We start from the raw sequence: 17,931 nt of genomic DNA on the forward strand, positions 1-17,931 counted from the left end.
GCCGGGGGCCGTCCGGGCGGTGGGTGGGCGCCCGTGCGATACCGGCGGCGATCCCGGCCGTACGAGAACCGGCCGTACGAGAACCGGCCGTACGAGAACCGGCCCTACGAGAAACGTGAATGCCGGGGATACGAGAAGGGCCCCGCTGTGCGGCGAGGCCCTTCAGGTGCGTCGAAAGCCGGCGCGCGGCGCGGTCAGCGCGAGCGCTTCGCGAGGCGCTCCACGTCCAGCAGGATGACCGCGCGGGCCTCCAGTCGGAGCCAGCCGCGGCCCGCGAAGTCGGCCAGGGCCTTGTTGACCGTCTCGCGGGACGCGCCGACCAGCTGGGCCAGCTCCTCCTGCGTGAGGTCGTGCACGACGTGGATGCCCTCCTCCGACTGCACGCCGAAGCGACGGGAGAGGTCCAGGAGCGCGCGGGCCACGCGGCCGGGCACGTCCGAGAAGACCAGGTCGGACATCTGGTCGTTGGTCTTGCGCAGCCGCCGGGCGACGGCGCGCAGCAGCGCGGCGGCCACCTCGGGCCGCGCGTTCAGCCAGGGCTGGAGGTCGCCGTGGCCGAGGCCGAGCAGCTTGACCTCGGTCAGCGCGGTGGCGGTCGCCGTGCGCGGGCCCGGGTCGAACAGCGACAGCTCGCCGATGAGCTCACCGGGGCCCAGGACGGCCAGCATGTTCTCGCGGCCGTCGGGTGAGGTGCGGTGGAGCTTCACCTTGCCCTCGGTGACCACGTAAAGGCGGTCCCCGGGGTCGCCCTCGTGGAAGAGAGCGTCGCCGCGTGCGAGGGTCACCTCACTCATGGAGGCGCGGAGCTCCGCGGCCTGCTCATCATCGAGCGCCGCGAAGAGCGGGGCGCGCCGCAGAACGTCGTCCACGAGTTCTCTCCTTGTCGACCTGCTCAGGGGATCTTGCTCCCCCGTGATACCAGGGGAGCGTGTTCCCCATCTTGCTGGACGGTCCAAACAGTGTGATCAGTCACAAGTCTGCCGCACTGGCGTGCCGCACAGTGCGGCAGGGGGCCAATTGGGGGCTGATCTTCTGGGTCCGGGGCGGATGTCGGTGGGGGGCTTTAGGCTGGCCGGGTGTCCAAATCGCCGGTGAGAGCACAGGCCAAGGGGGCTGGGCGGGTGGTTGTACGTCGCGATTCCGCTGTGGGCGAACAGAGTTCCGCCGAAGGTATGAAAACGACAAAAGCGGCAAAATCGACGCCGGCGAAGCCGGTCGCGAAGAAGGCTGCCAAAAAGGCGACAGCCGTGAGCGGGAAGGCGACAGGCGTGGCCAAGAAGGCGACGGCCACGATCAAGAAGGCGGCTGCTTCCAAGAAGGCGGCGCCGGCCAAGACGGTCGCCAAGAAGGCGGCACCTGCCAAGACCGGGGCCAAGAAGGCCGCCCCCGCCCAAGCCGCCCCCAAGAAGGCGATCGTCGAGTCCCATGCCGCTCTCGTGCGCCGCGCCCGCCGCATCAACCGTGAGCTCGCCGAGGTGTACCCGTACGCCCACCCGGAGCTGGACTTCGAGAACCCCTTCCAGCTGGTGATCGCCACGGTCCTGTCGGCCCAGACGACCGACCTGCGGGTGAACCAGACGACTCCGGGGCTCTTCGCCAAGTACCCCACGCCCGAGGACCTCGCCGCGGCGAATCCGGAGGAGGTCGAGGAGATCCTCCGTCCGACCGGTTTCTTCCGGGCCAAGACCAAGTCGGTGATAGGGCTCTCCAAGGCCTTGGCGGAGGACTTCGGGGGTGAGGTCCCCGGCCGCCTCGAAGACCTCGTCAAGCTCCCCGGCGTGGGCCGCAAGACCGCCTTCGTCGTCCTGGGCAACGCCTTCGGGCGCCCCGGCATCACCGTGGACACCCACTTCGGCCGGCTCGTGCGCCGCTGGCAGTGGACCGACGAGACCGACCCGGACAAGGTCGAGGCCGCCGTCGGCGCGCTCTTCCCGAAGAGCGAGTGGACGATGCTCTCGCACCACGTGATCTTCCACGGCCGCCGTATCTGCCACGCCCGTAAGCCCGCGTGCGGCGCCTGCCCCATCGCTCCGCTCTGCCCCGCGTACGGGGAGGGCGAGACGGACCCGGAGAAGGCGCGCAAGCTCCTGAAGTACGAGAAGGGCGGCTTCCCCGGCCAGCGCCTCAACCCGCCGCAGTCCTACCTGGACGCGGGCGGTATCCCGGCACCCCCACTGGGCGCCGGATGACGGAACGAACACGGCGCCGCCCGGCGTTGGGGAGAGCAGAACGGGGGTGGCGATGACGCACGCGAGCAACACGCACAGCAGGCACGACGAGCCGGACACACACCGCACGCAGAACGAGACGGGCAAGCACGACACACAGATCGAACCCGGCGCGCACGGCACGCAGAACGAGAGGGGTACGCGCAGCACACGGAGCGAGACGGGCTCACAGCGCACGTACGACGGCCCCGGCGCACACCACCGCACACACGAAGGCCCCGACGCGCAGAACGGCCGCGTCGTGGTGACCAAGGACGGTCTGCCCGCCTGGCTCGACCCGGTGGTGCACGCCGTAGAGACCGTGGAACCGCTCCAGCTGAGCCGCTTCCTGCCGCCGGCGAACGGCGCGGGGCGGCAGTCCGCCGTGCTCATCCTCTTCGGCGAGGGCGCCCGCGGTCCCGAGCTGCTGCTGATGGAGCGTGCCAGCTCCCTGCGCTCGCACGCGGGGCAGCCCTCCTTCCCCGGCGGCGCCCTCGACCCGCAGGACGGTGATCCGAAGGCCGACGGGCCGCTGCGGGCCGCGCTGCGGGAGGCCGAGGAGGAGACCGGGCTCGACCCGGGCGGCGTCCAGCTCTTCGGCGTGCTGCCGAAGCTCTACATCCCGGTGAGCGGCTTCGTGGTCACCCCGGTCCTGGGCTGGTGGCGCGAGCCGACCCCGGTCGGCGTGGTCGATCCGGCCGAGACGGCCCGGGTCTTCACGGTCCCCGTGGCGGATCTCACGAACCCCGCCCACCGCGCGACGACCGTGCACCCCAGCGGCCACCGAGGTCCGGCATTCCTGGTCGAATCGGCCCTGGTCTGGGGCTTCACCGCGGGGATCATCGACCGTCTGCTGCACTACGCTGGCTGGGAGCTGCCCTGGGACCGTGAGAAGCAGGTCCCGCTCGACTGGCGCGCATGACAGGGTGGCCCCCGTGAACGTGCTGGACATCCTGTTGCTGGTCGCCGCCGTGTGGTTCGCGATCGTGGGCTACCGCCAGGGCTTCGTCGTCGGCATCCTGTCGGTGATCGGCTTCCTGGGCGGCGGCCTGGTCGCCGTCTATCTGCTCCCCGTCATCTGGGGTGCCCTGACAGACGACTCCAAGGTGAGTACGACCGCCGCCGTGGTCGCGGTGATCGTCGTGATCGTCTGCGCCTCCGTCGGCCAGGCCCTCACCACCCACCTGGGCAACAAACTGCGCCGGTACATCACCTGGTCCCCGGCCCGCGCCCTGGACGCGACCGGCGGCGCCCTCGTCAACGTCGTCGCGATGCTCCTGGTCGCCTGGCTGATCGGTTCGGCCCTCGCGGGCACGACGCTGCCGACGCTGGGCAAGGAGGTCCGCGGCTCCAAGGTGCTCCACGGCGTCTCCAGCGCCCTGCCCTCCCAGGCCGACACCTGGTTCGCCGACTTCTCCTCGGTCCTCGCGCAGAACGGCTTCCCGCAGGTCTTCAGCCCGTTCGCCAACGAACCCATCACCGACGTCCAGCCCCCCGACCCGGCGCTCGCGAACAGCCCCGTCGCCATCCGCGCCCAGAAGTCCATCGTCAAGGTGATGGGCACCGCGCAGAGCTGCGGCAAGGTCCTCGAGGGCAGCGGCTTCGTCTTCGGCAACCGCCGCGTGATGACCAACGCGCACGTGGTCGGCGGGGTCGACGAGCCCACCGTCCAGATCGGCGGCGAGGGCAGGAAGTACGACGCCAAGGTCGTCCTGTACGACTGGGAGCGCGACATCGCCGTACTCGACGTACCGAACCTGGACGCGCCCGCCCTCCAGTTCACCGCCAAGGACGCGACCAGCGGAAACAACGCGATCGTGGCCGGCTTCCCGCAGAACGGCGCGTACAACGTCCAGCCCGCGCGCGTGCGCGGCCGCATCACGGCCAACGGACCGGACATCTACCACCGCGGAACCGTGCGCCGCGACGTCTACTCGCTCTACGCGACCGTGCGCCAGGGCAACTCGGGCGGTCCGCTGCTCACGCCCGACGGCAAGGTGTACGGAGTGGTCTTCGCGAAGTCCCTCGACGACGCCAACACCGGGTACGCGCTCACCGCGGACGAGGTCCAGCCGGACGCCACCAAGGGGCGTGCGGCCGATCAGCAGGTGGACAGCGACAGCTGCGCGCTCTGAGAGCGAAGGGTGACGGGCCGCTTTGAGAGCGAAGGGTGACGAGCGCCGGTGTGCGGGGCCTCAGCCTCGTGGGTGACGCAGCCGTACCGAAACCCAGCGGGCCCGGCGGCGCAAAATGCGCGGGATCCCCACTTGGGGGTCCGCGCCCGGCAACTGCGGGGTGCCCCTCTGATGGGAGCTCAGGCCCGTCGCCGAGCGGCGGTTGCGTGGTGCGTCACTGTAGTCGTGCGTCCAGCCCATACCTCGACGTCTGCCCCTGCCCCAAGGTCGATAACCTCGCCCAAGCCCCCCAATTGGCCTATGCGCGAGGCATTTGGCTGTTCGTAGGACAGGCGTTCGCGTCCGCATACCGGGCGGGCCACGGGCCGCAATCGGACAGTCACCGACGGGTCACCGGTCAGGCTCGGGATCCTTCAGCCAGTTGACCAATTCGGTCGAAAACGCCACCGGGTCCTCTTCGTGGGGGAAGTGTCCGAGACCGTCGAACAGCCGCCAACGGTAGGGCGCTTCGACGTACTCCCCGGACCCGGCCGCACTCCGCGTCCGCATCACCGGATCGAGCGATCCGTGCAGATGCAGCGTCGGCACCCGAACCGGCCGCTTCATACGCCGGTTGAACTGGATCCCGTCCGGTCGTGCCATCGAACGGACCATCCACCGATAGGGCTCGATCGCACAATGCGCCGTCGACGGGATGCACATGGCGCGGCGGTACGTCTCCACGGCCTCGTCGTCCGGCTGTCGCGGCCCCGACCAGTCCCGCACCAGACGACCCACCAGGGCACCTTCGTCGGCGACGAGTTGGCGCTCCGGGATCCAGGGCCGCTGGAAACCCCAGATGTACGAACCCGCCGCCGACTGCTTGACGTCGGAGAGCATGGCCGAGCGCCAGCGCCGCGGGTGCGGCATGGACGACACGGCGAGGCGGCGGACGAGCTTGGGGCGCATCACGGCCGCCGTCCACGCCAGATAGCCGCCCAGGTCGTGTCCGACCAGCGCGGCGTCGGGCTCACCGAGGGACCGTACGACCCCGGTGATGTCGAGCGCGAGGTTGGCGGGGTCGTAACCGCGCGGCGTGCGGTCGCTGCCGCCGACGCCGCGAAGATCCATGGCCACGGCCCGGAAGCCCGCGTCCGCGAGCGCCACCATCTGCCGGCGCCAGGTCCACCAGAACTGTGGGAAGCCGTGCAGCAGCAGGACGAGCGGCCCGTCGCCCATCTCGGCGATGTGGAAGCGCGCGCCGTTGGCGGCGACGTCCCGGTGGGTCACTTCTCTCCCGCCGGGGACGTCGAGCCGCACGACTGAGGTGGGTTGCGCCGAAGGGGTGGCGGGGTCCGTCATGACGTCGAGCGTGCCACAACCTCGACCGCATCACTCACAGGGGCGGTCCGGGGGTGGGGTTTGGCGTTCTGGAGCACACCCGCGGTCTCCTTGACCGAGGCGGCGACCTTCTGCGGGCCCTTGCCCTTTTTCGCCTTCTTCGCGAAGACCAGGCCGATCAGCGCGAGGAAGCCGGCGACCAGCACGTTCGCGGCGAACGACAGGACGAAGCAGATCGCGAGATTCCAGTGGCTCCAGGTCCGGATGCCGTACGCCAGGGCGAAGTTCAGCATCGGGAGGGAGAAGAGCAGCACCGCTCCGGCCGCGGAGAACGCGCCGCCGCTGACCGCGCCGCGCTTGACGTCGTGCTTGAGCTGCGCCTTCGCCAGCGCGATCTCGTCGTGCACCAGTGCGGACATCTCGGTCGTCGCCGAGGCGAACAACTGGCCGATGCTGCGTTCGGCGCCGACCGGGCTGCCGTCGGGTGCGCTCATCGCGGACTCCCTCTTCTGTATGTGCCTGCTCTGTACGGGCTGCTCTGTGCGGTCCGGCTGTCAACGGTGCCGGCACGGCCCTGGCTGCCCCAGTGCCCGTACCGTCTTCTGCCGACCGCCCGGCCCCGACCATCCAGCCCTGACCATCCGGCCCTGACCGTCGAGTCCTGACCATCCGGTTCTGCTCAGATCATGCCGGACCGTCGTTCTCCTCGCTTGCCCCGGCCGCCACTTCGGCAAGCCTTCGGTGCTCGGCGGCCTTCCGTTCGTAGATCTCGGCCATCCGCAGGTGGTACGCCGGGTTGTTCTGCTCGTAGATGTCGGGGATGCCGTCGCTGTCCTCGTCGAGCTCCTCGGCCTCGCACAGCGCACGGTACTTGGCATTGCGTACCTTCAGCAGCGTCGTGGCGAGTACGGCGGCTATGAGCGAGCCGATGAGTACCGCGGCCTTCACTTCGTCGGTGAGTACCGGGTCGTCCTTGAAGGCGAGTTCGCCGATGAGGAGGGAGACGGTGAAGCCGATTCCGGCGAGGGACGCGACGGCGAAGACGTCGGGCCAGACAAGATCCTCACTGAGCGAGGCCCGGGTGAACCGGGCGGCCAGCCAGGTCCCCCCGAAAATGCCCACGGCCTTCCCGACGACGAGCCCCAGCACGACACCGAGTGTCTCGGGGCGCGTGAACACGTCACCGATCGCTCCTCCGGAGACGACGACCCCGGCGCTGAAGAGCGCGAACAGCGGCACGGCGAGCCCGGCGGAAAGGGGCCGGACAAGATGCTCGATGTGCTCCCCGGGTGAGTGCTCCTCGCCCTCGTGCGGGTGGCAGCGCAGCATCAGCCCCATCGCGACGCCGGAGATGGTGGCGTGGACGCCGCTGTTGTACATCAGCCCCCAGATGACGAGAGCGAGCGGCACATACACGTACCACCCGCGTACGCCCTTGCGCAGCAGTACCCAGAACACGCCGAGCCCGACGACGGCCCCGCCCAGCGCGCCGAAGTCGATGTGGTCGGTGAAGAAGATCGCGATGATGAGAATCGCGAACAGGTCGTCGACGACGGCGAGGGTGAGCAGGAAGGCGCGCAGGGCGGACGGCAGGGAGGTGCCGATCACGGCCAGTACGGCGAGGGCGAAGGCGATGTCGGTGGCGGTGGGTACGGCCCACCCGCCGAGGGATCCGCCCCCGATCGCATTGGTGAGGGCGTAGACCAGCGCGGGCACGGCCATTCCACACACGGCCGCGACGACGGGCAGTATCGCGGCCTTCGGATCGCGCAGATCCCCCGCCACCAGCTCGCGCTTGAGTTCGATACCGGCGACGAAGAAGAACACGGCCAGTAGTCCGTCCGCCGCCCAGTGCTGAACGGACAGGTTCAGCCCGAGCGCGGAGGGCCCGAGATGGAAATGGCTGACGCTCGCGTAGCTGTCCCGCAGCGGCGTGTTGGCCCACACCAGCGCGGCAACCGCCGCCACGAGCAACAGCACCCCACCGACGGTCTCGGTCCGCAACGCCTCCGCGACGAAGTTCCGCTCGGGCAGGGACAGGCGTCCGAGGAGCTTGCGGTTGTTGGCGCTGGGCGTCGTCGCCACGGCGGGACCTCCGGGTCGTTACGGCTGTTTGCTGACGGCCGTCACGCGGGATCGCTGACGACGCCGCCGACCAGACTTCCCGGCACACCCTGAGGCCACTACTTTACCTTGCCATTACGGCGAGATATTTCTTGTTACGGACATATGGTGCGCAAGAGGGGTGAGTGGTCGCGCCGACGCGCGGGGGCACGCCCCGGCACCGACGAGGGCTGCCAGGCACGGAGGCGGAGCGGTGGTAGCCGACTCGACGGAGACCTCACGAGAATCCAGGCCCAGCACGAGCCCAGGAGCAGACCTCCCAGCGTGTTGCCGCAGGACTGCGGCAACGGCACCGGAGGCCTCGCCGCCGCGGGGAAACACGGCCGGGGTCGTGTTCCAGGCCCCGCGGGGCCGCACAAGCGCCGGGTGGTCAGGAGGTGCGATCCCCGCCGGGGTGCCCGGGCAGAGGCCCCGAGCGGGGCGCAGGGGCGGAGCCCCGCAAGGTGCCAGGTGGGGGTGCGGGGGCGCGTAGGGCCCCCACACCCCCAAGGGGCGGGTGGTGGGCGAAACCCTCAGTCCTCGCTCGGCGCCGCCGGCAGCTTCGCCTGGATGAGATCCATCACCGTGGAGTCCGTCAACGTCGTGACATCCCCCAGCTCCCGGTTCTCCGCCACGTCGCGCAACAACCGCCGCATGATCTTCCCGGACCGAGTCTTGGGCAGCTCGGCCACCGGCAACACCCGCTTCGGCTTGGCGATCGGCCCCAGCGTCGTCCCCACGTGATTCCGCAGATCCGCCACCAGCCCGGCATCCTCCGCGGAAGCGGTCCCCCGCAGAATCACGAACGCGACGATCGCCTGCCCCGTCGTCTCGTCCGCCGCACCGACCACCGCCGCCTCGGCGACCGAAGGATGCGAGACGAGCGCCGACTCGACCTCGGTCGTCGAGATGTTGTGCCCGGACACGAGCATCACGTCGTCGACCCGCCCGAGGAGCCAGATGTCCCCGTCGTCGTCCTTCTTCGCCCCGTCCCCGGCGAAGTACTTCCCCTCGAACCGCGACCAGTACGTGTCGAGGAACCGCTGGTCGTCGCCCCAGATCGTGCGCAGCATCGACGGCCACGGCTCGGTGAGCACCAGGTACCCGCCACCCCCGTCGGGAACCTCCCGCGCCTCGTCGTCGACCACGGTCGCCGAGATCCCCGGCAACGGCCGCTGCGCCGACCCCGGCTTGGTCTCGGTGACTCCCGGCAGCGGCGAGATCATCATCGCGCCGGTCTCGGTCTGCCACCACGTGTCCACGATGGGCGTCCGGTCACCGCCGATGTGCTTGCGGTACCAGACCCACGCCTCGGGGTTGATCGGCTCGCCCACGGACCCCAGCACCCGCAGGCTGCTGAGATCGAACTTCGCGGGGATGTCGTCCCCCCACTTCATGAACGTACGGATCGCGGTGGGCGCCGTGTAGAGAATCGTCACCCCGTACTTCTGCACGATCTCCCAGAACCGCCCCTGGTGCGGCGTGTCCGGTGTCCCCTCGTACATCACCTGCGTCGCACCGTTCGCAAGCGGTCCATACGTGATGTACGAGTGCCCGGTGACCCAGCCGATGTCGGCCGTGCACCAGTACACGTCGGTCTCCGGCTTGAGGTCGAAGACGGCGTGGTGGGTGTACGAGGCCTGGGTGAGGTACCCGCCCGAGGTGTGCAGGATGCCCTTCGGCTTCCCCGTGGTCCCGGAGGTGTAGAGGATGAACAGCGGCTGCTCGGCGTCGAAAGCCTCTGGCGTGTGCTCGGCGGACTGCCGCTCGACGATCTCGTGCCACCACACGTCGCGGCCCTCGGTCCAGTCGACCTCCTGGCCGGTACGGCGGACCACCAGCACCTTGTCGACCCCGTCGACCCGGCTCACCGCGTCGTCGACGGCCGGCTTGAGCGCGGACGGCTTGCCGCGCCGGTAACCGCCGTCGGAGGTGATGACCAGCTTGGCGTCCGCGTCCTGGATGCGGGTGGCGATCGCGTCCGCGGAGAATCCGCCGAAGACGACCGAATGCGCCGCACCGATCCGTGCACACGCCAGCATCGCGACGACGGCCTCGGGGATCATCGGCAGATAGACGGCGACCCGGTCGCCCTTCCGGACGCCCAGCTCGATCAGTGCGTTGGCGGCCTTGCTCACCTCGTCCTTGAGCTCGGCGTAGGTGATCGCCCGGCTGTCACCGGGCTCGCCCTCGAAGTGGATGGCGACCCGGTCGCCGTTCCCGGCCTCCACATGCCGGTCGACGCAGTTGTACGCGACGTTCAGCTTTCCGTCGGCGAACCACTTCGCGAACGGCGGGTTCGACCAGTCCAGCGTTTCGGTCGGCTCGGTGGCCCAGGTCAGCCGGCGGGCCTGCTCGGCCCAGAAGCCGAGCCTGTCAGCCTTGGCCTGCTCATACGCCTCCGCGGTGACATTGGCGTTCGCCGCCAGGTCGGCGGGCGGCGCGAACCTGCGCTCTTCCTTCAGCAGGTTGGCCAGGCTTTCGTTGCTCACGACATCTCCCTTTCCCAGGGTGTCCGTTGTGTCCCAGGCCACAGCTCATCAGACCGAAGCCCTCGATGACAAGGGCCGACCTCAAATTGGTTTAGACCTATCGAGGAGCTGAGGTCCCTTCAGAAGTACGCACCAGGCACGCGTGGGGTACGCACTCCGAGCCACGTACGGACAGGCGCGCGGGTTCACCCGGCAACCATTCCCGCGACCGCCCCCCACGTGGATGCCGTGACGCACGAGACGCCCGGGCGTGTCGCGGCCCCTCACGCACGGCTCCCCTACGGCCCCCCATGTCCGCCCCTCACGCACGGCCCCTCACGCACGGCTCCCCACATCCGCCCCCCACGCCCGGCCTGCACGTCCGCTCCCGGCCCTCGGCCCTCGGCAAGGGCGCCCCGCGCCCATGCACCCACCGCACGCACGGCGTGGCACGCACCCCCGCCGAGCGGGGCCGCGCGCCACGCCGAGGTCACACGGATGCGAGGTCAGGCGGGGTGCCGCAGATCCTCCGTCGCCCCCACGTGATCGAACAGCTCGCCGTCGTCGCGTTCGACGAGCAGATACGCCTGCGCCTCTCCGACGTGGAAGTACATCCCGTGCAGCTCGAGCGCACCCTCCCGCAGGGCCCGTGCCACCGACTCGTGCGCCCGCAGATGCTCCAACTGCTGCACCACGTTGGTCAGACACAGCTGCTCCACCGCGTCGGCCGGCGCCCGCCCGGCGAGCCGGGCCCAGGGACGGTTCTTGGCGGCCATCCGCTCCAGACTGGGCACCCCGTGCCGCAGCCACCGCTTGAGCGGGGTCTGCGCCCCGCCGGGCTCCGCGTTCAACAGGGCCTGCATGGCCCCGCATCCGGAGTGCCCGCAGACCGTGATGGATCGCACATGCAGCACGTCCACCGCGTACTCGATCGCCGCGGCCACCGAGTCGTCCCCGCTCTCCTCCCCGGGCTTCGGCACGAGGTTGCCCACGTTGCGTACGACGAACAGGTCGCCCGGACCACTGGAGGTGATCATCGACGTGACGAGCCGTGAGTCGGCACAGGTCAGGAACAGTTGCGACGGCCGCTGCCCTTCCCGCGCCAGCCGTGCCAGCTCACCCCGCACCAGGGGCGCGGTGTTGCGCTGGAACGCGCTGATTCCACGCGCCAGTTGATGCCCGCTCCGCCCGCTGAGGCCATCGCGCCCGGCGGTAGCGGTGGCACCGGCCGCACCGTCCGGCCCCTCCGACCCGTCTGCCGGGCCCGCCCCATCCGGCCGGTCGTCGGCGGATGCGGGCTGCGGACCGGCGGAGGGTTCGCAGTGGTGGTTGCGCCATGGCGTCCAGGGGCGGCAGCGGCAGTGGGAGGGGCCCGCGGGCTCGGCGATCCGGGTGCCGGATCGCCCGGTCAACTCGACCGTGCCACCTCGCGCGACATGCGCGCTCTGCCAGTCCTGCAGGGACTCGTATGCCGCGTGGTCCATGAAGGATCCGTCCAACTCCAGGTCCACATGTGCCCCTTGAGGTACCAGGTGCAGGACGCGGCTGAGCCGAGGCACCGCGAGGAACGTCAACTGCCCTCGCACTCGTACGTAATGGACTCCTCCTCTCTCTTCATGCGTGATGCGCGTGCGAGCGAGCCGGTGCAGGGCGACGGCGACGGCCGCGGAGACCCCCAGCACCACGCCCTCGAGAACACCGAGGCACACGACGCCGAGCGTGGTGACGACGTACACCAGCACTTCGCGGTGGCGGGTGACCGTGCGGATGTGGTGCAGGGACACCATCTGGATGCCGACGGCCATCACCAGGGCGGCGAGCGATGCGAGGGGGATCAGCTCCAGGATCGGGACCATCAGCAGCGCGGCAACTACTACGAAAACGCCGTGCAGCATCGTGGAGTTCCGGCTCACGGCGCCGGCTTGCACATTCGCCGAACTGCGCACGGCGACCCCGGCGACGGGCAGCCCGCCGAGCGCGCCGGAGACGACATTGGCGGCGCCCTGACCGAGCAACTCCCGGTTCAGGTCGGAGCGGCCCACCCGGGTTTGCTGCGCGGGCCGCCTCGCCACCAGCTTGTCCACGGCCACGGCGCCGAGAAGTGACTGCACACTGCACACCAGCGTGACGGTGAGGACGGCGGCGGCGATCCCGAGCACCGGCCCCTCGGGGAGCCCGGCCAGGGCGTGACTGCTCCAGGACGGCAGATCGACCTTGGGCAGGACCAGCCCGGTGAGTGAGGCGGTCAGGGTTGCCCCCGCGACGGCGACGAGCGCGGCCGGCACGGTGCGCAGGACGTGTCCGACCCGTCCGGGAATCCGTGGCCAGGCGAAGAGGAGCGTCAGTGTCAGCACACTCATCGAGACCGCCGCGGGGTGAAGGTGCACCAACTGGGCGGGTAGCGCGCGCAGGTTGTCGAGCACGGAGCTCTGTGGGGTGCCGCCCAGCACGATGTGCAGTTGGGCGACGGCGATGGTCACACCGATGCCGGCGAGCATGCCGTGCACGATCGCGGGGCTGACGGCGAGCGCCGTGCGGGCCACGCGCAGGCATCCCAGGCCCAGCTGGGCGACTCCGGCGAGGACGGTGATGGCGCAGGTCGCACGCCATCCGTAGCGGTGGATGAGCTCGGCGGTGACCACCGTGAGCCCGGCGGCGGGCCCGCTCACCTGGAGCGGTGAGCCGCCGAGCCGGGCGGCGACGATTCCGCCCACGGCGGCGGCGACGAGGCCCGACTGGAGCGGCGCGCCGGTGGCGAGCGCGATGCCGAGGGACAGGGGCAGGGCGATCAGGAAGACCGCGATCGAGGCTGAGAGATCGGCGCCCGCGACACGGAATCGGCGGGGCGGGGTCGGCGGGGGGCTGTGGGGTTGGTGGATGCGCCTGGGCCGAGTCGAGTCGGCGGCGCGGGTGGGGACGCAGGCAGACATTCCCGTCTCCTCCGGGGCAGCGCGGTCGCGGAACAGGTGGTCCCCGTCCAGGGAGGACGGGGGCAGATCGCGGCCGTGGGTCACGGCGTGCAGTGGCGGGACTTTCAAAGCTCGGTAAATGGATCGTAATCCAGAGTAAAGCCCACGTGCGGACTTTAGTGGCAAATGGGGCAGTAAATCACTCACGTGGGTGAAGCGAGCTTTTTATCGGCTTGTCGTATTTATTCGATCTCGGCCTCGTGCGACCTTGACGGCGCTGTCGGCATTTCACCGCACAGCACCCTAGAACGCCCAAAGTGGCGTTGCTCTGACAGAAGGAAGAAGGTGGGCGGAGATGGCCACCACCCAGAGGATCGCCGCGGGCGCAGCAGTCGCCGCGGCCTGCGCCACGGCGCTCGCCGGTTGCGCCACCGGCACCACCGGTTCCAACGAAGGCGCGCACGGCGCGAACGAGGCGGGGGCGCCGGCGCCCCAGAGCGCGGTCCGCCTGATCGGCGACGGCTCCACCGCGTACACCGGAGCGCAGCCGCATCTGCCCAAGCCCGAGCGGCTGAAGCCCGGTCAGAAGCCCCCACAGTTCGTGGTCTTCTCGTGGGACGGCGCCGGCGAGGACAGCCAGAAGCTCTTCTCGCACTTCCGCAAGGTCGCCAAGGCCAACGGGGCGACGATGACGTACTTCCTGAGCGGCGTGTACCTGCTGCCGGAGGACAAGCGCGAGCTGTACAAGCCGCCGGAGCACTCGCCGGGTAGCTCGGAGATCGGCTTCAACGACGAGAAGGGCATCAGGGACACCGTCGAGCAGCTACGCGGCGCGTGGCTGGAGGGCAACGAGATCGGCACGCACTTCAATGGCCACTTCTGTGGTGCGGACGGCGGTGTCGGCGAGTGGTCGGTCGCGGAGTGGAAGAGCGAGATCGCCCAGGCGAAGGCGTTCGTGAAGTCCTGGAAGACCAACGCGGCCATGAAGAACGCGGCTCCGCTGCCCTTCGACTACGACAAGGAGCTCATCGGCGCCCGCACCCCCTGCCTGGAGGGCCAGAAGAACTTCATGAAGGCGGCCCGGCAGCTGGGCTTCCGCTATGACACCAGCGGCGTCAACAACCAGGTATGGCCCAAGAAGAAGAACGGCCTGTGGGATCTGTCGATGCAGCTGGTCCCCTTCCCCGGGCACACCTTCGAGCAGCTCACCATGGACTACAACTTCATGGTCAACCAGTCGGGTACGCGGACCCAGGGCGACCCCGACAAGCAGGAGTACTGGGGCAACCAGATGCGTGACGGCCTGCTCAAGGGCTTCGACCGCGCCTACGACGGCAACCGCGCGCCGCTGATCATCGGCAACCACTTCGAGTCCTGGAACGGCGGCACCTACATGCGTGCCATCGACCAGGTCGTGGAAAACGTGTGCAACAAGCCCGACGTCCGCTGCGTCTCCTTCCGGCAACTCGCCGACTGGCTCGACGCCCAGGACCCGGCCACGCTGGACCGGCTGCGCGGCCTCAACGTCGGAGAGGTCCCGAAGCAGGGCTGGGCGTCCTTCTTGTCGGGCCGCCCCGCCCCGGCCCCGAAGGGCATCCCCGGGGCGCCGGCCCTCAAGCCGTAGCCACCAGTCCCTCTCCCAGCACGAAACCGGGGTCGACCTGCGCCGCCAGGTCGGCCCCGGTCCTCTCGTTGCCCCAGCTGCCCGCGTTCTTCAGGTGGAAGTGCACCATCTGGCGCGTGTAGCGCTCCCAGTCCCGCAGCTCGTACGTGGCGTCGGCGGCGGTCTGCAAGGTGCGCAGGGAGCGGCGGTTGGCGTCCTCCAGGAGCTCGAACCGTGGTGGGCGGCCCTTCTCCATGGCACGCACCCAGTCCGAGTGCCCGACTGTGACCAGGAGGTCGTCACCGACCTCGGCGCGGAGGAAGTCGATGTCGTCCTGGCCCTGCACCTTGTTGCCGACGACCTTCAGGATGACTCCGAAGTCGCGGGCGTACTCCTTGTACTGCCGATAGACGGAGACTCCCTTCCGGGTCGGCTCGGCGACGAGGAACGTGATGTCGAAGCGGGTGAACATGCCGGACGCGAAGGAGTCGGAGCCCGCTGTCATGTCGACGACGACGTACTCGCTCTGGCCGTCGACGAGATGGTTCAGGCAGAGCTCCACTGCACCGGTCTTGGAGTGGTAGCACGCCACTCCCAAATCGGCCTCGCTGAACGGGCCGGTGACCATCAAACGGACGGCGCCGCCGTCGAGTTCCACCGGCCGTGCGCAGGCGTCGTACACCGGGTTGTTCTCGCGCACCCGCAGGAGGCGGGACCCTTCACCGGGCGGGGTCGTCTTGATCATCGTCTCGGCGGACGTGATCCGTGGATTGGAGCCGCGCAGGTAGTCCTTGATCAGCTTCAGCCGCGGGCCCATGGCGGGCAGCCCGGCGGCCACCGCCTCGTCGAGGCCGAGGGCGGCCCCCAGGTGTTGGTTGATGTCGGCGTCCACCGCGACGACCGGCGATCCCGAGGCCGCGAGGTGGCGGATGAAGAGGGAGGACAGGGTCGTCTTGCCACTGCCGCCCTTCCCTACGAAAGCAATTTTCATGTTCACCAAGGGTAGTGGGGTGATTGCGCACAGTGTCCTGGTGACGTGAAGAAGACCACTCCTTCGTGGGGTGGGCCGCCGGGGTGCGTAGGGTCGTACTCATGAGTACGACAGGCGCGACCGCCGATCCGCTCGCGGCCCTGGGCTCGCTGCCCGGCGTGGCCGAATCCGTCGAGTCCGTCCGCAAGGCGGTGGACCGGGTCTACGGACACCGGATCATGCGGCGCCGCAGCAACGAGATCACTTCCGAGGCCGCACTGCGGGGCGCCCGTGGTTCCGCGGCGCTGTCCGGTGCCGACTGGGCCCTCGAAGAGGTACGCCGCCGCACCGACTTCAGTGGTGACGACGAGGCCCACACGGTCGGCGCGGCCCTGCGGCTGACCGCCGAGGCGGGCCAACTCCTGTCCATCTGGCGCCAGTCGCCCCTCCGGGTGCTGGCCCGGCTGCACCTCGTCGCGGCCGCGGGCCAGGAGGACACCGTCGGCAGGCCCCGCCAGGACGGCGAACCGGTCGACGAGCCGCTCGTCGACCTGCCCCTGCCGGACGCGACCGAGGTGGCCGGTCGGCTCGAAGGGCTCTCGCAGCTGATCATCGCGGGTGGTTCGGCGCCGGCCCTGGTGACGGCTGCCGTCGTGCACGGCGAACTGCTCGCCCTGCGCCCCTTCGGCACCCACAACGGCCTGATCGCACGCGCGGCCGAGCGCATCGTCCTGGTCGGCAGCGGCCTCGACCCCAAATCCGTCTGCCCGGCGGAGGTCGGTCACGCCGAGCCGGGCCGCGCGGCCTACCTGGGGGCACTGGAAGGCTATGTCTCCGGCACCCCGGAGGGCATGGCGACCTGGATCGCCCACTGCGGCAGAGCGATTGAACTGGGAGCCAGGGAATCGACAGCCGTCTGCGAGGCGCTTCAGCGCGGCGCGGCGTAAGTCTCCGGACAGGGTTGCGGCGGTACGAGTTTTCGTACCGCCGCTGGCATGCTCACCGGGTTACCAAGCGTCCTCGATATGTTGCCCATCAGGCCGGGAACTCCTGCCCGTCACCTGGTGCGGCTGGCCCGTAATCGACGGGTCGACGTCGCGTGGGTGCTCGATGTTCATGCGCGGTCCGTGGGGCCTTGGTTGCGTTTGAAGGTGATCCTTTCGGATGTCCTTGGTCTCGCGGGCCGTTAAACCCTTTCTACTCCTGGTCCAGAGGAAGCGGAACCCCTGACTGCACTTCTTTACCTTTAGGTTCAAAGGGGAGTAAATCGGGACGTAGATGTGCCGCACGCACACGCGTGACGCGCTCACACCACCGTCGTGCGCCGTTTGCTCGCGTACCAGACGAGCCCCGCCGTGGCCGCCGCCGCTCCTATCGCGGCCGCCGCGACGAGCGCCGGACGCGGCGGCACCGACAGCGCGGGCAGCCGCTGCTTGAGCCGGACCGGCCGGTGGAAGTCCAGAATCGGCCACGAGCGGGCAAGCGCCTCGCGCCGCAACGCACGGTCCGGATTCACCGCATGGGGATGGCCGACGGCCTCCAGCATCGGAACGTCGGTCGCGGAGTCGCTGTAGGCGTAGCAGCGCGCGAGGTCGTACCCCTCGGACGCGGCCAGCTCCTTGACCGCCTCGGCCTTCGTCGGACCGTACGCGTAGTACTCCACTTCCCCGGTGAAGCAGCCGTCCTCGCCGACGACCATGCGCGTGGCCACCACCCGGTCCGCGCCGAGCAGCTCTCCGATCGGCTCGACCACCTCCGCCCCGGACGTGGAGACGATCACGACGTCGCGCCCGGCGCTGTGGTGCTCCTCGATGAGGGAGGCGGCCTCGTCGTAAATGATCGGGTCGATCAGGTCGTGCAGAGTCTCGGCGACGATCTCCTTGACCTGCTGGACGTTCCAGCCCCGGCACAGCGCGGACAGGTATGCGCGCATCCGCTCCATCTGATCGTGGTCCGCGCCGCCCGCCATGAACACGAACTGGGCATATGCGGTGCGCAACACGGCCCTTCGGTTGATCAGCCCGCCTTGGTAGAACGACTTGCTGAACGTGAGCGTGCTCGACTTCGCAATGACCGTCTTGTCCAGGTCAAAGAAGGCTGCCGTGCGAGGCAAGGAGTGGTTTTCCACGAGCCCGAGCATATGTGCCCACCATTCGGGCTAGTGTGGGGCGCGTGGGTTTGCCTGAGAGGGCTCTCGGGTACACCATGGAAGT

14 protein-coding genes are annotated in these 17,931 nt (G+C 69.5%); 5 read left to right on the forward strand and 9 right to left on the reverse strand.

Annotated features, from left to right (window positions below):
* Positions 1-194: 194 nt before the first annotated feature.
* Positions 195-869 carry a Crp/Fnr family transcriptional regulator gene (locus AAFF41_RS26445; RefSeq protein ID WP_006382668.1) on the reverse strand — a complete coding sequence of 225 codons (675 nt, stop codon included), beginning with the start codon at positions 867-869 and terminating at the stop codon, positions 195-197.
* Between the two features lie 303 nt (positions 870-1,172).
* Between AAFF41_RS26445 and nth the strand changes: the two genes are divergently transcribed.
* From nth to AAFF41_RS26460, 3 genes are all read left to right on the forward strand, one after another.
* Positions 1,173-2,189 (forward strand): endonuclease III, encoded by a 1,017-nt coding sequence (gene nth, locus AAFF41_RS26450; RefSeq protein WP_343324719.1) that lies wholly within the window; start codon positions 1,173-1,175, stop codon positions 2,187-2,189.
* Positions 2,190-2,469: 280 nt separating this feature from the next.
* Positions 2,470-3,129 (forward strand): NUDIX hydrolase, encoded by a 660-nt coding sequence (locus AAFF41_RS26455; protein ID WP_319750340.1) that lies wholly within the window; start codon positions 2,470-2,472, stop codon positions 3,127-3,129.
* A 13-nt stretch (positions 3,130-3,142) separates the two neighbouring features.
* Positions 3,143-4,342: a MarP family serine protease gene (locus AAFF41_RS26460; RefSeq protein WP_319750320.1), complete on the forward strand. Its 1,200-nt coding sequence runs from the start codon at positions 3,143-3,145 to the stop codon at positions 4,340-4,342.
* Between the two features lie 60 nt (positions 4,343-4,402).
* On the opposite strand, the gene AAFF41_RS26465 is transcribed toward AAFF41_RS26460, so the two are convergent.
* The 6 genes from AAFF41_RS26465 to AAFF41_RS26490 form a co-directional block, all read right to left on the reverse strand.
* Positions 4,403-4,582 carry a hypothetical protein gene (locus tag AAFF41_RS26465; RefSeq protein ID WP_075033566.1) on the reverse strand — a complete coding sequence of 60 codons (180 nt, stop codon included), beginning with the start codon at positions 4,580-4,582 and terminating at the stop codon, positions 4,403-4,405.
* 150 nt (positions 4,583-4,732) lie between these two features.
* Positions 4,733-5,683 carry an alpha/beta fold hydrolase gene (locus AAFF41_RS26470; protein WP_054237406.1) on the reverse strand — a complete coding sequence of 317 codons (951 nt, stop codon included), beginning with the start codon at positions 5,681-5,683 and terminating at the stop codon, positions 4,733-4,735.
* On the reverse strand, positions 5,680-6,156 hold the full coding sequence (locus AAFF41_RS26475; protein WP_319750321.1) for a phage holin family protein: 477 nt from the start codon (positions 6,154-6,156) through the stop codon (positions 5,680-5,682). The genes AAFF41_RS26470 and AAFF41_RS26475 overlap by 4 nt, the downstream gene beginning before the upstream one ends.
* Before the next feature lie 190 nt (positions 6,157-6,346).
* Positions 6,347-7,747, reverse strand: coding sequence for a Na+/H+ antiporter NhaA (gene nhaA, locus AAFF41_RS26480; RefSeq protein ID WP_319750322.1), 1,401 nt, complete (start codon positions 7,745-7,747; stop codon positions 6,347-6,349).
* Positions 7,748-8,298: 551 nt separating this feature from the next.
* Entirely contained in the window at positions 8,299-10,299 is a 2,001-nt protein-coding gene (gene acs, locus AAFF41_RS26485) for an acetate--CoA ligase (RefSeq protein ID WP_343324720.1), read from the reverse strand.
* A gap of 443 nt (positions 10,300-10,742) precedes the next feature.
* Positions 10,743-13,166, reverse strand: coding sequence for a bifunctional SulP family inorganic anion transporter/carbonic anhydrase (locus AAFF41_RS26490; protein WP_343326359.1), 2,424 nt, complete (start codon positions 13,164-13,166; stop codon positions 10,743-10,745).
* A gap of 334 nt (positions 13,167-13,500) precedes the next feature.
* Between AAFF41_RS26490 and AAFF41_RS26495 the strand changes: the two genes are divergently transcribed.
* Positions 13,501-14,769, forward strand: a complete 1,269-nt coding sequence (locus tag AAFF41_RS26495; RefSeq protein WP_319750324.1) for a polysaccharide deacetylase family protein — start codon at positions 13,501-13,503, stop codon at positions 14,767-14,769.
* Here the strand turns inward: AAFF41_RS26495 and AAFF41_RS26500 are convergent.
* The gene (locus tag AAFF41_RS26500) at positions 14,759-15,739 is read right to left on the reverse strand and encodes an ATP-binding protein (protein WP_054237410.1); all 981 of its coding nucleotides are present in this window, start codon (positions 15,737-15,739) and stop codon (positions 14,759-14,761) included. The two genes, AAFF41_RS26495 and AAFF41_RS26500, sit on opposite strands and share 11 nt — an antisense overlap.
* Before the next feature lie 101 nt (positions 15,740-15,840).
* Between AAFF41_RS26500 and AAFF41_RS26505 the strand changes: the two genes are divergently transcribed.
* Complete coding sequence (locus AAFF41_RS26505; RefSeq protein WP_319750325.1) at positions 15,841-16,665, forward strand: Fic family protein; 825 nt, start codon at positions 15,841-15,843, stop codon at positions 16,663-16,665.
* 359 nt (positions 16,666-17,024) lie between these two features.
* Here AAFF41_RS26505 and AAFF41_RS26510 read toward each other — a convergent pair whose 3' ends face one another.
* Entirely contained in the window at positions 17,025-17,858 is an 834-nt protein-coding gene (locus AAFF41_RS26510) for an HAD family hydrolase (protein WP_054237412.1), read from the reverse strand.
* Positions 17,859-17,931 lie beyond the last annotated feature (73 nt).

This window comes from Streptomyces mirabilis, assembly GCF_039503195.1.
Classification (GTDB): Bacteria; Actinomycetota; Actinomycetes; order Streptomycetales; family Streptomycetaceae; genus Streptomyces; species Streptomyces mirabilis_D.

What these genes read in the sequence shown, in the direction of transcription:
- nth (WP_343324719.1), top strand. Translation starts at nt 1,173, where the DNA reads ATGAAAACGACAAAAGCGGCAAAATCGACGCCGGCGAAGCCGGTCGCG.
- AAFF41_RS26465 (WP_075033566.1), bottom strand. Translation starts at nt 4,582, where the DNA reads ATGGGCTGGACGCACGACTACAGTGACGCACCACGCAACCGCCGCTCG.
- AAFF41_RS26470 (WP_054237406.1), bottom strand. Translation starts at nt 5,683, where the DNA reads ATGACGGACCCCGCCACCCCTTCGGCGCAACCCACCTCAGTCGTGCGG.
- AAFF41_RS26475 (WP_319750321.1), bottom strand. Translation starts at nt 6,156, where the DNA reads ATGAGCGCACCCGACGGCAGCCCGGTCGGCGCCGAACGCAGCATCGGC.
- AAFF41_RS26490 (WP_343326359.1), bottom strand. Translation starts at nt 13,166, where the DNA reads ATGTCTGCCTGCGTCCCCACCCGCGCCGCCGACTCGACTCGGCCCAGG.
- AAFF41_RS26495 (WP_319750324.1), top strand. Translation starts at nt 13,501, where the DNA reads ATGGCCACCACCCAGAGGATCGCCGCGGGCGCAGCAGTCGCCGCGGCC.
- AAFF41_RS26500 (WP_054237410.1), bottom strand. Translation starts at nt 15,739, where the DNA reads ATGAAAATTGCTTTCGTAGGGAAGGGCGGCAGTGGCAAGACGACCCTG.
- AAFF41_RS26505 (WP_319750325.1), top strand. Translation starts at nt 15,841, where the DNA reads ATGAGTACGACAGGCGCGACCGCCGATCCGCTCGCGGCCCTGGGCTCG.
- AAFF41_RS26510 (WP_054237412.1), bottom strand. Translation starts at nt 17,858, where the DNA reads ATGCTCGGGCTCGTGGAAAACCACTCCTTGCCTCGCACGGCAGCCTTC.